Here is an 11,520-nt window from a genome sequence, read left to right as displayed (position 1 = left end):
TTCCTAGCGACGGAAATAATCTTCGACATTCAGAAAGGCGCGCGCGCCTTCCGGCGTCGCGTTGCGTATGGGATCGTCGGCGGACGTCACCGGCCCGCGCCACGCTGAAACACGCAGCGGAGCGACGGTCCACTTCTCCCGCGGATCGAGAATGTGCGGGCAATTGGCGATCACGACAATCACATCCATCTCGGCGCGCAGCAGCAGCTCGCGGCCGGCCTCGAAGGGACCGACCAGCGGCGTGATGGTCCCGTCTGCCTCGATCTTCGTTCCTTTGAAAAATTGATGCACGGGTGTACATCCCGTCTTTGCAATCCATGCTTGGCAGATCCCAGCAAGAGACGGTCCCGGCCGTTGGGGAAGGCGCTGCTGTTGCGACCTTCTCCATATTTGGCTTCATTGGTCGCGGCGTTGGACGCGCCGCAAAAGGCGTCGTGGGTGCCCGCCTCGTCCTCCAATATGCTCATCATCACGCGGCCCATGTCCGAGAGCAGCAATTTGCCGGCGCCAAGATAGGCGTTCCACTGCACCTTCACCGTATCCGCGACATTGAGCCGCTCGGTCGGCATTTCTGCGTTGAAGAGGAGGACCGAAGCGCATGCGTCGCCCTCGAGGTCTGTCAGGCGCAAGCGGGATCCGCGGGCCAGTTTGCGGGTGGCATAACCGCCGGCAGCGATCGTTTCCTCCCAGAGCAAATCCCCGGCGGCCACTTCGGCGGGCAGATCGTCGGCGACCGGAGGCAGGACCGGCATGGCATCAACCGTCGTGCCGGCCATCGCCCGCGCATGGTCGCGTGCAGCCATAGGATCCGCCAGCGGCTTGGTCATGCTGCGGCGCTCCTGCCTTTCTTGTTCTTGTTGGCCAGTTCATCCTGTTCATGAAGTTGAGGCAGCAATGCGGTGGTGGTGACAAGCCGCAACTGGTGCACTCCACGAATGCGCCGCAAGGCATCGCAAAGCTTCTCTAGCCGTACCGCCGGCCCCTGTACCAGCAACACTTCCAGTGACTGGTCGTCCTCCAGGAAGACATGCTGCGAGGAGATGACTTCTTTCAGATAATGTAGCTGGGTTGTAGCGAGTTGTTGACGCACGCCCGCGTGGTCGCCGCGATAAACCAGAGTGATTGTTCCGGCGAGCATTTCTTCCGGTCGTGTCAGTGCTTCGTGCTCTGCCAACGCATGGCGAATCAGCTCTGCCATCAATTGAGACCGTGACGGCAGACCGCGTTCTTCAACCATATTGTCGAGATGAAGCAATAATTCTGCAGGCAGGCTCATGCTTAGCCGGGCGAGTTTTGTAGGTTCCGATATCATGCTCTCGTTCCTCTCAGTTATTATTAGTTGTGTCAACAGTAATACTGCCCATAATTTCGATGCTGCAACCGTCCGCTACGCCGATGTCGATATCTTCCGGCAACAGGTGCTTTTTATCGATCGGAATATCGTAGGCCACAGAGGCGCCATAGCGGTGCGGCGCGTGCGGATCCTGACGCAATTTGTCCAAGGCCAGAACCCTGGTTCCGAGCGAGAAGGCTTCGCGAATATCATGGGTAACCATGATTATAGTCAGGGCATATTCTCTCCACAACCGCGTTATCAACGCGTGCATGTCCGACCGGATGCCCGGATCAAGCGCACCGAAAGGCTCATCGAGTAACAAGATGCGGGGACGTTTTATAAGCGCCTGAGCAATTGCCAGTCGCTGTTGCATGCCTCCGGACATCTGCGCCGGATAAAGATGCAGGCTGTCGCCAAGCCCAACCGCCGCGAGCATCTCTTCCGCTTCCGCAACGGCAGCCCTCCGGCGGGTTCCGAATAGCCGGGCCGTGAAAGGTGCCTGCCCACATTCGAGTCCGAACAGCACATTGCCCAGGACCGTGAGATGGGCAAAAACGGAGTAGCGCTGGAACACGACACCCCGGTCCGGTCCGCATTCCGGGTTCAGGGGGACACCGTCGAGCAGGATGCTCCCGCTGGTCGGCGCCTCCTGTCCGAGTATGATTCTCAGCAGGCTGCTCTTGCCCGCCCCTGAAGGTCCGATAATTGAAACAAAAGAGCCTTGTTCGATCTCAAGGTTGATGCGCTCCAGAACCACCTTGTCGCCATATTCGACCCACAGGTTGCGCAGGCTCAAGACCGCACTCAACGGCTTGTTCCATGTGCCCAGGGAAACAGGCTCCGACTGGAGCGGGCGAGCAGAAAGTCCAGTGCCACAGCGATCAATGCGATCCACATGACATAAGGCAGAATGACGTCCATCGCGAGATAGCGACGGACAAGGAAAATGCGATATCCGAGGCCAATATCCGAAGCGATGGCCTCGGCTGAGATCAGAAACACCCACGCTGGCCCGAGCGAAAGGCGAACGGCCTGGATCAGGCGGGGCATGGCTTGCGGCAGGGCCACCCGCAATATCAGTTGCCAGGTGTTTGCGCCCAAGGTCTGCGCCTTGACGATCTGTTCTCTCGGCAGGCCGCCTATATGGGCAGCAATATCGCGGATCATGAAGGGTGCGACCCCGATGACGATGAGTGCCACTTTGGCGGTCTCGCCAAGACCGAAGGCTATGAACAATATCGGCAGCAAGGCAATTGGCGGTATGACGGCGATCCCTGTCACCAGCATACCGAAAGTGGCCCGCACCGGCGGCAAGATCCCTAGCAGCAAGCCAACGAGGAGCGCCGACAGGGTAGAGATGCCCAGCCCGAGTCCGAGCCGCTGGAGACTGGCGAGCGTATCCGCCCAAAAAGTAAGCGACCCGTCAACTGGTCGGGTTCAAACAGCAGTCCCCACATGGCCTGAACCATAGCGCCTGGCAGAGGGAGCAGTTTGTCACTGGGGTTGATCGCGTGGCGCTCGGTCGCTGCCAGCAGGTAGATCAACACCAGCAACAAGATCGGAATGGAGCCCAGGAGCAGATTATTGCCTCGACTTATGCGGCGATTCACCCAGCGCATGATACCCCAATCCCGATCTTGCTATTTCGATATAACGCCAGACTACAACGCACCATCAGCGGCCATTTGCATATAGGTCTCGTCGAACCGCAAGGTTATATTATTCGGATCCCCGAGCGTCTTACCTCCCGGGAATGCCATCCCCACCACATCGGCTGATTTCGCGCCCTGACCGAACAAGCCCTGCGCGAAGCTGAAATCGCGCACCCGGGTCATGGTTTCAATCAGCGCCTTGTCCGACGTTGCCGCTACAGCAGATTTGGGATCTGCATAAAGAAAGGTTGTTTCAAGCTGAGCATCGAACATTTCGGGCGTCGTGCCAGCAAGGGCAGCCATAGCTGTTCGTGCTGCCTTGCCCTCTTCGTCCTGTTTTGCATCAGAGCGGTCGTTTCATACCAGATTCCGGCAAGCGCCTTGCCGAGATTGGGATTGGCTTTCAACGTTGCGGTATCGACGACCAAGAGGTCGAGAATCTCGCCCGGAATATTGGCAGAGCTGAAAAGCAGGCTTGCTCCGGGCGCTGTTTCATCGTGGACAGCTGTGGATTCCAGGCAACGGCGGCAGTCACATCCTTCGACATGAAGGCACCGGCAATATCCGCGTCCGACGTGTTGACCGTACTGACGTCGGTCATCGACAGGCCGACTGCGTCAAGCGCGCGCGCCAGAAGATAATGGGACACCGACAGTTCGACGAGGTTGATCGTCCGGCCCTTGATTGCGCGGAGATCGTCTGTGCCTTTAAGAAGCACGCCATCATTGCCGTTGGAATAGTCGCCAACGATGATTGCGCTCGTGTCCTTGCCGCCAGCAGCCGGGATGGTGAGCGCATCCATGTTGGCGACGGTGACGCCGTCCAGTTGACCCGCGGTATATTGGTTCACGGATTCGACATAGTCGTTGACCTGCACGATGTTGATCTTGATGCCGTACTTGTCTTCCCATTTCTTCACGATACCCGCTTGTTGGGCATATGGCCAAGGCATCCAGCCGGCGTAGATGGACCAGCCGATATTAAATTCGGTGCGTGGCGCTGCCGTTTCCTCGGCCGCTGGCGAGCACGATGTTATGATGAAAGCACATACCAGCATTGCCAATGCCCCTGCGCGACGTATCCCTTTGATCATGATTCGATTTCCTTTCGCAGTTGCAGCATTGCGCCAAAACGACTCATTGTCCATCTATATTTATTACTATTGATATGTTTCGTAATATCCTTATGTTTTCCGAATGTGCTTGCCGAATCATCTGCGGATCGCGGTGATAGGGGCGCCTCGGGGGACGATGCATCGAAAGCAGTCGCTAACGCCGCACTGGAACTTTTGTCAGGAGTATTCGATGCCGCAGACGTCAGCACCAACCCTCAATCCAACAGCTTCGGGAAACGGCAATCCCGATTTAGGGTATAATCCTCCCAGCGTCCGCAATACCGATTCCGCTGTACCGTTGCACCCGGCGGAGGCCGTAACCCATGATTATAACAGCGACGGCCCGGCGCCCGGCAGACTGGCGTTCCGCTGGACCTACGGTTCCAATGTCGCGGCCAAGAACCGCGATCCGCGCGTGCAGGTCGTGCAATATAATGAGGACAGTTTTGTCCTGCGACAGAATGTTTGCGTACATTGGGAAGCGCCCTTCACGTATCTTCTGTTTGGCAACAAGGGTGCCCTGCTGATCGACAGCGGCGCAACGGCCAATGCGAAACATTATCCGCTGCGCGAGACGGTCGATGCCATCATCACCCGCTGGGGACAGGCGAGAGGGCGCAGCAAGGTGCCGCTGACTATCGCTCTGACGTCCGGCGAAGACATTGGGCAAAACCAGGGTCTGGTACAATTTGCCGGACGACCGGATACAGTCATCGTGCCAACGCCGCTGGATGTTATGAAGCAGCATTATGGATTCCGGAACAGTTGGCCCTCGGGAACCGGTTCTATCGATCTCGGCGACCGGGCGATCGAGGTCATCCCGACGCCTGGCACCCATAAGGACGGCGTCACATTTTACGATCCCTATTGCCGCATCCTGTTCACCGGCGATTTCCTGTATCCCGGCAAGATCAATATCGGCAATGACCGCGATTTCGTAACGTCGCTGGAACGGCTCAAGACATTCGCGGCGGCCCGTTCACCCAAATGGATTCTCGGCGGTCATGTCGAGATGATGTTTGCGCCCGGCAGATATTATCCGCGCTTTGCTACCTATAAGCCTTACGAACGGATATTGCAGCTGGAACCGGAAGTGATCGATGAAGCGCTGCAATATGCGCGCGAAATCCAGGGCAAGGACATGCTGCTGATCCGTCCGGATTTCGTACTCTACAACGGCGTCAGTCCCGATCAGCGGACCTCGGTCTGGCCCGAGGACGTGCCCCAGATCAACCCGCCCCGGCCGTTTTGAAACCAGAGAGGACTCTCATGGATCGTCGCACCTTCCTATCCTATAACGCCACAGCCGCCACCGTTGCGGTCACCGGCAATACACTCACCACATTTGGCGATTCCGCGATGGCCGCAACACGCCCGGCACCCATCGATTTCAAGCGCAATGTTCCGGCGCCCGGTGCCTTTCCCGAGCGCTGGATATGCGGTTCGGAGTCCTGCATGGACAACATGGATCCGCCGGTTCAGGTCCACTGGTATAATGCGCACACCGCGATCCTCCGGCAGAACAAGGCCTATAGTTTCGAGGCACCTTTCACGCCGCTCTATTTCGGCAATGATCGTGTCCTGCTGCTCGACGAGGGCTTCACCCAGTTGCGCAACGACTGGGACCTGCGCGGGGTGGTCGACGACTGTATCGCGGACTGGTGCGCACGGAACGGGCGGGATCCGGCCAGTCTGGAACTGCTGGTTGCCTTCAGCCATCTTCACTCCGACCATTATGCTGCGGTCAATCAGTTCGCCGACCGGCCCAACACCCGCTATATGGGCCTGACCCATGAAGAAATGCTCGGGTTCTGGGGCATGACCAATTACCCGGAACAGCGCGTGACGCTTGATCTGGGCGGACGCGAGATTCTGATCTGGGGCTCTCCCGGCCATGTGGTGTCGGAATTTGCCTATTATGACAATTACACCCGGATTCTCTACACCGGCGACATGTTCTATCGCGGGCGCTGCTACATCACTTACTGGGAGCCCTGGTTCGAGAGCATGAAACGGCTGATCGAATTTGTTGATACCCATCCCGTTACCCACGTCATGGGCTGCCATGTAGAGATCAGCAAGGATGGCAAGGACTATCCTTACGGTGTTACCTATCAGCCTGATGAAGCGCCGGTGCAGATGACAGTGAAACAATTGCGCGAGACGTTTGCTTACGCCCAGACGATCACCGAGCCGGGCATCTATTTCACCGGCACGGTTTTCCTCTGCAACCAGACGCGCAGTACCACCACGATCGATACAAATCCTTATCGCTACTAACCAGCCATATCGGCGCTTCGCAGGAGTCTTCACATGAAACGTTCAATCGCCCTGATGCTGTTTTTCGCAGCGGCTTGCTCTCCCGCAGAACAGCAACCGGCTGATTCCCCCGCCGCGCTGAAACCGGAAAAGCTGGTGGAACAGACTATCGAAGTGCCGGATTTCGCCGACTTTCTGGCCGTCGACGGTGATACAGTTTGGGTGACCAATCGGGGCCGGGTCGAGCAATGGTCGACCGAGAAAATGCTTGCATCGGTTGAGATGCCGCGCCCGTGCGGCACGATGGCCTTATTGTCCGGTTCGCTCTGGGTCGCCAATTGCGAGGATGCAAACCTGTATCGGATCAACCTTGAAACGGCGGAAGTCGAAGCAATGATCGCCACCGGCATTGCCAATCCCAAAGGTGAAACAAATGTGGTTGCCGGTGCCGGTTCGATATGGGTGCCGAGCGATTCTGAAGGAAAGATCGCTCGCATAGATCCCGAAACCAATGAAGTGATCGCAACCGTCGACGTCGCTCCGCAAACATTTTTCTAGCTTATGGCCTGGACACCTTATGGGCGGTCAGCAGCGACGAAAAATTGGTCCAGCGTATCGACCCAGCGACCAACAAGGTGACCGGTACAGCTGAACTCGGCAAGCAACCAGGCTTTCTCGCTGCCGGTGAAGGAGGCGTCTGGATACAGGAGCAGGGCGATGGAACGGTTGCCCGGGTTGATCCCGAAACCATGGAGGTTACCGGTCGCACGAAAGTCGGTGATAGCCTCTTGTACGGGGACATCGACACCGGGGGCGGCACGGTCTGGCTGCGGACGACCGAGGACCAGACCTTCGTCGCCATTGACGCGGAGACGCTGGAAATCCTCACCCGCGCCGGGCCGGCAGCGGGCAGCGGTGCTGTGCGCTATACGCCGAACGGCATTTGGACCAGCGCCCATGACGTGGAAAGCATTTCCTGGTGGAGCGTCGGCGAGAGCGCATCCGAATAATGATTTCTGGCGACTGACAGGGCCCGCGATGATTCGTTTCCCTTTCTCCACCTCCGCGAGAAGGGGAAAATGAACGCGTTAACAAGCGTCACGCAAGGCTGAAAACAGGCGTAAAAACACAGAAAATACACCATATATCAGCCACTTGATTAGTTTATTGTGCACCTGCGAACAAATCATGGTTATTACTCTTGACGCAATAGGTAATATCTATATCGTATGTGGTGTCGCGATTGAGAACGACGTCCCACGGGAGGAGAAAACCTGAGGCATTAAGCCGATTTCCGGCTTGATAGGGGGTTTTCTATGGGTCGAGTGTCGGATCGCAACACACTATCAGAAAAGCGGGAAGCCAGCGCCGCGGGCTCTTATTCCGGTGCGTTATCCGAACGCCATTCGGGCGAAAGTCCGATCAAGCGGACATTGATCAACCTTATTCCTCCCGCGACGGTCGTTGCCGTTGTCCTTTTCTGGATGCTTGCGCCGGCGTCCGTGACCGACAGTCCCTGGTCCATTGTGGTTGCCGGGCTTGCCATCAGCTTTTTTGTTCTGGGTCTGGAACAGTTGCTCGAGCGGCACGAGGGCTGGCGTCTGACGCGCAAGGAATTTGCCACCGATATTTTCTATCTGGCCCTCCAATATACGGCAATCGGCTGGGCAACCGAGACGCTGGCCGACAAACCGCTGGCCACGTTCAAGGAGTCGATTGGCATCAGCACGGAATGGGCCATGCAAATGCCCTTTCTGCTGCAGGTCGCCTGGTAATATTCCTCTACGAGTTCGGTCAATACTGGATGCACAGACTGATGCACGACTGGTATCCGGCCTGGCTGACCCACGCGCCGCATCACCATATTACCCAGCTCAACGCACTAAAAGGGTCTGTTGGCAATCCGATCGAACTGTTCCTGATCAGCCTCAGCGTCATTGCGATCTTCGATCTGGACACGGCGGCGCTGTTCTGCGGCTTCAACGTGCTCACCGTGGTATCCACCTTCGCCCATGCCAATGTGCGTTCAAACCCGCCTCTATTCTATTCCTATGTGTTCACGACCATCCGCCATCACAGCCTGCATCACACGGCGCTGAGCTATGAAGACACGCGGTGCAATTACGGCAATTCCCTGATCCTGCTCGACCGGATTTTCGGCACGTTTCGGGACGGGGAATCCGAAGAGGTAGGACAGGATGACCGCAGACGGCTGTCAATTTACGAGCAGTTTGTCTTCCCGTTTCAACCCCTGATCAACAAGTTCAAGGCCCGGCACGACGAACCATCGTCGGCCGACATTCAAGGAGGAGAATATATCGAGAAATAAGTTCGGGATCGCAAAAATCGGGAAAAATAGCAGCCCCGGTTTTCGAAGCGTCCGCTGCAAAACCGAATAACGGGAAGCGGGCAAAAGACCAGATCCTCAAGACAAGGTCGCAGGATGAACGACATATGTCTGGCCCCCGGGGCAGTAAAATGAGGGAGTATAATAATGATAAAGGACGCAAGACTTAAGCTAGGCCTGCTTTCCGCGACAATGTTGACCAGCACCGTGGCCGCTACGCCTGTTTTCGCCCAGGAAATGTCGGAAGACGTTGCTGCCGAAGGGGCTGGAAGCGACAATATGATCGTCGTCACCGCCACGCGCCGGGCGACAACATTGATGGAGACACCCGTCAACATTTCTGTTGTCAGTGACGAAGATCTTGAACGCAACCGGATTGACGACGTGCGTGATCTCGCCGATTTCACACCTGGCCTGACAATTTCCGACACCGGGCCGGGGACAACGGGTTCAATCGTCCTGCGCGGGCTGAATGCATCGGGTGTGGACGATAGCGGCACCAACTATGATGACTCGCTCGGCATCTATCTGGGTGAGGTTCCTCTATATTATGATTTCAAGCTTATCGACATCGAACGTGTCGAAACGCTTCTCGGACCGCAGGGTACGCTCTACGGCCTTGGTACTTTGGCTGGTGCAATCCGCTACATACCCAACCGCCCCAATGTGAACAGTATCGAAGGAGCGGTGCACGGCCGTGCATATGCCAAGTCCCATAGTGACTCCTTTGGCGTACAGGTTGACGGCATGATCAACATACCGATCCTGGAGGATCATGTCGCCTTTCGTTCTGCCACAGGTTATTACTTCGATCCTGGCTTCATAGATTATACGACTCTGGTCCAGGTACCCGGCGTATCCCTGCCGCAGCCGGATGGTCCAGACAGCATATCCGCCGATGGCTATGCCGAAAATCTCACCAGGGAGAAGGATCTCAACTACGAACGGACGTTCACCACCCGAAACCAGTTGCTGCTGCAAACCACCGAAGACCTGAAACTGATCCTGACTTACGCCTATCAAAAGACCAAGACTGGTGGCGGGCAGTCGAACAGTGCCGGCGTGCTCGGCACCGGTCGTTACGAGAATGCGAGCCGCTTCACCGAACCGGTCGAACGCGACGCCCATCTGTTCAGCGCTGAAATCAACGCCAATGTCGCGGATATTTTCGATATCGTTGCCACGGGCGCCTATACCAAGGTCAATTACCACGGCCAGAGCGACGTGACCGACCTGCTGCTCGATCTGGATTATGATTACGAGCTGTTCCCCGCTTTCGCCGGATATACCGAGTCCGACACTTCCCGTAAGCAGAAGAATGCGGAAATCCGCCTCGTTTCAAGGCATGGCGGCCCGTTTAGCTGGGTACTCGGCGGCTTTTACAACGAGAATGAATATCAGAGCGATTATGCCGAGCGTATACCGAACCACCCGTGGGTAGATGTGGCCACCAATCCGGAAGCGCTCGAATATGTCAGCTATATCACGTCGAAAGTAACCGAAAAGGCGGTCTTTGGTGAGGCCTCCTTCAAGGTCACGCCTGACTGGCAGGTTACTGCCGGCGCGCGATATTTCAAATATAGCTCCACAATTGCCGGCGCAGCAGCGCTACCGGTGCTCGGCGATCCGCTCAGTCCTTATGATCTGCCAGTGAACGGCGGGGATGCAGGAGAAGACGGCTGGGTATGGAAATTCAACACTTCCTATAATTTTGCACCGGAGTTGATGGCCTATTTCACCTATAGCAAGGGCTATCGCATTGGCGGTCCGAACCGGGTCGCGCCGTGCCCCGATAATATCGTGCCCGGTCAGCAAATCATCTGCGCTCTGCCGGAAGAATTGCAATATGGACCTGACACGACCAAGAATCTCGAGCTGGGCATGCGGGCGCAATTGTTTGACAACAAGCTGTCTTTCAATTTCAACATCTTCCAGGTCAAATGGCAGGGAATTCAGGTTGATTCCGCCACGCTTTACGGAGCGACGGGCATTACGGTGAATGGTGGTTCGGCGGAGTCGAAGGGTTTCGAGACCTCGTTCCGCTTCAAACCTGTTCCGGAACTGACGATCCAGGGCACATATTCCTACACCGATGCCAAATTGACCGAGGACGTACCCGGCATCATCACCATTCGCGAGACGCCAGGGGACTATTCCAACCGGTTCGTTCAGCTGGACGCGCTGGCAGGCGATCGCTTGCCCGGCTCGGCCAAAAACTCCGGAAGTCTCGGTGTGACCTACGTAACACCGGTGATGGATGGAGATTTGATCGCAAACTGGACGGCAACCTATCGCGGGAATGTTGTGTCCCGTATCGGTTGGGATCGGGCCTATGGTGACAAAATCCCGAGCTATATCCTGAACCGCGCTTCTATCTCATATGACACCGACAAGTTCACGATCGGCTTGTTTGTCGACAATGTCTTCGACAAATATGCTGTGGTGTCGGTAGCCAATGACCGCTCGCGCATTGGCGTCAATGACGGTGTCACCGTGCGGTACTACCGGCAGGCCGTGATCAACCCTCGGACCGTCGGCCTCGAAGGACGGTTCAAGTTCTGACAGCCTGCATCAAGTGTGACTAAAACGGGGCACCTGTCGGAAACGGCAGGTGCCCCTTCCCTATTGGCGCACCTTTTGTAGTAATCCGATCAGCGCCGCGCCGCTCTATTCGACGCGAATGCCATGCTCTTCGAAAAATGCCCGTGCGGGCTGCAGCGCGGCTTCGTGCGTACGCCATTTGCCCACCGCGTCCGCATTGATTGGACGGCGAACCTGAGCGGCGCTTGGCGTTGCTACAGCTGCACTGTTT

At 56.7% G+C, this 11,520-nt stretch carries 9 protein-coding genes and 3 pseudogenes; 7 read left to right on the top strand and 5 right to left on the bottom strand.

Features of this window, described 5'->3' with window-relative positions; translation table 11 throughout:
* Positions 1-3: 3 nt before the first annotated feature.
* From C8024_RS05250 to C8024_RS05230, 5 genes and pseudogenes are all read right to left on the bottom strand, one after another.
* Positions 4-827: pseudogene (locus C8024_RS05250) on the bottom strand (urea amidolyase associated protein UAAP1).
* Entirely contained in the window at positions 824-1,312 is a 489-nt protein-coding gene (locus C8024_RS05245) for a CopG family ribbon-helix-helix protein (protein ID WP_173203296.1), read from the bottom strand. Before C8024_RS05245 ends, C8024_RS05250 begins: the two are co-directional and overlap by 4 nt.
* Positions 1,313-1,325: 13 nt before the next feature.
* Positions 1,326-2,144, bottom strand: a complete 819-nt coding sequence (locus tag C8024_RS05240; RefSeq protein WP_173203318.1) for an ABC transporter ATP-binding protein — start codon at positions 2,142-2,144, stop codon at positions 1,326-1,328.
* A pseudogene (locus tag C8024_RS05235) lies at positions 2,141-2,955 on the bottom strand (ABC transporter permease). The gene C8024_RS05240 and the pseudogene C8024_RS05235 overlap by 4 nt, the downstream one beginning before the upstream one ends.
* Before the next feature lie 42 nt (positions 2,956-2,997).
* Positions 2,998-4,081: pseudogene (locus tag C8024_RS05230) on the bottom strand (putative urea ABC transporter substrate-binding protein).
* 211 nt (positions 4,082-4,292) lie between these two features.
* Here C8024_RS05230 and C8024_RS05225 point away from each other — a divergent pair.
* The 7 genes from C8024_RS05225 (at position 4,293) to C8024_RS05205 (ending at position 11,270) form a co-directional block, all read left to right on the top strand.
* The gene (locus tag C8024_RS05225; protein ID WP_173203294.1) at positions 4,293-5,354 is read left to right on the top strand and encodes an MBL fold metallo-hydrolase; all 1,062 of its coding nucleotides are present in this window, start codon (positions 4,293-4,295) and stop codon (positions 5,352-5,354) included.
* Between the two features lie 17 nt (positions 5,355-5,371).
* A complete protein-coding gene (locus C8024_RS05220; protein ID WP_173203292.1) occupies positions 5,372-6,382 on the top strand; it encodes an MBL fold metallo-hydrolase in 1,011 nt (336 codons plus the stop codon).
* A 33-nt stretch (positions 6,383-6,415) separates the two neighbouring features.
* A complete protein-coding gene (locus tag C8024_RS22965; RefSeq protein WP_367947166.1) occupies positions 6,416-6,919 on the top strand; it encodes a hypothetical protein in 504 nt (167 codons plus the stop codon).
* A 44-nt stretch (positions 6,920-6,963) separates the two neighbouring features.
* Positions 6,964-7,371 (top strand): hypothetical protein, encoded by a 408-nt coding sequence (locus C8024_RS22960; protein WP_367947165.1) that lies wholly within the window; start codon positions 6,964-6,966, stop codon positions 7,369-7,371.
* Positions 7,372-7,677: 306 nt separating this feature from the next.
* A complete protein-coding gene (locus C8024_RS22955) occupies positions 7,678-8,136 on the top strand; it encodes a hypothetical protein (protein WP_367947164.1) in 459 nt (152 codons plus the stop codon).
* A 29-nt stretch (positions 8,137-8,165) separates the two neighbouring features.
* On the top strand, positions 8,166-8,690 hold the full coding sequence (locus C8024_RS22950) for a sterol desaturase family protein (RefSeq protein ID WP_367947163.1): 525 nt from the start codon (positions 8,166-8,168) through the stop codon (positions 8,688-8,690).
* A 165-nt stretch (positions 8,691-8,855) separates the two neighbouring features.
* Positions 8,856-11,270, top strand: coding sequence for a TonB-dependent receptor (locus C8024_RS05205; protein WP_173203290.1), 2,415 nt, complete (start codon positions 8,856-8,858; stop codon positions 11,268-11,270).
* Positions 11,271-11,520: the final 250 nt, after the last annotated feature.

The organism is Sphingopyxis sp. BSNA05, from assembly GCF_013265645.1.
Taxonomy (GTDB): domain Bacteria; phylum Pseudomonadota; class Alphaproteobacteria; order Sphingomonadales; family Sphingomonadaceae; genus Parasphingorhabdus.
Note: the sequence above shows the minus strand (reverse complement) of the source record. Positions and strands in the feature narration are given on the sequence as shown.

Bases quoted from the DNA above. Each gene is read 5' to 3' on its own strand.
- C8024_RS22965 (WP_367947166.1), top strand. From the start codon at position 6,416: ATGAAACGTTCAATCGCCCTGATGCTGTTTTTCGCAGCGGCTTGCTCT.
- C8024_RS05225 (WP_173203294.1), top strand. From the start codon at position 4,293: ATGCCGCAGACGTCAGCACCAACCCTCAATCCAACAGCTTCGGGAAAC.
- C8024_RS05205 (WP_173203290.1), top strand. From the start codon at position 8,856: ATGATAAAGGACGCAAGACTTAAGCTAGGCCTGCTTTCCGCGACAATG.
- C8024_RS22950 (WP_367947163.1), top strand. From the start codon at position 8,166: ATGCACAGACTGATGCACGACTGGTATCCGGCCTGGCTGACCCACGCG.
- C8024_RS05245 (WP_173203296.1), bottom strand. From the start codon at position 1,312: ATGATATCGGAACCTACAAAACTCGCCCGGCTAAGCATGAGCCTGCCT.
- C8024_RS22955 (WP_367947164.1), top strand. From the start codon at position 7,678: ATGGGTCGAGTGTCGGATCGCAACACACTATCAGAAAAGCGGGAAGCC.
- C8024_RS05220 (WP_173203292.1), top strand. From the start codon at position 5,372: ATGGATCGTCGCACCTTCCTATCCTATAACGCCACAGCCGCCACCGTT.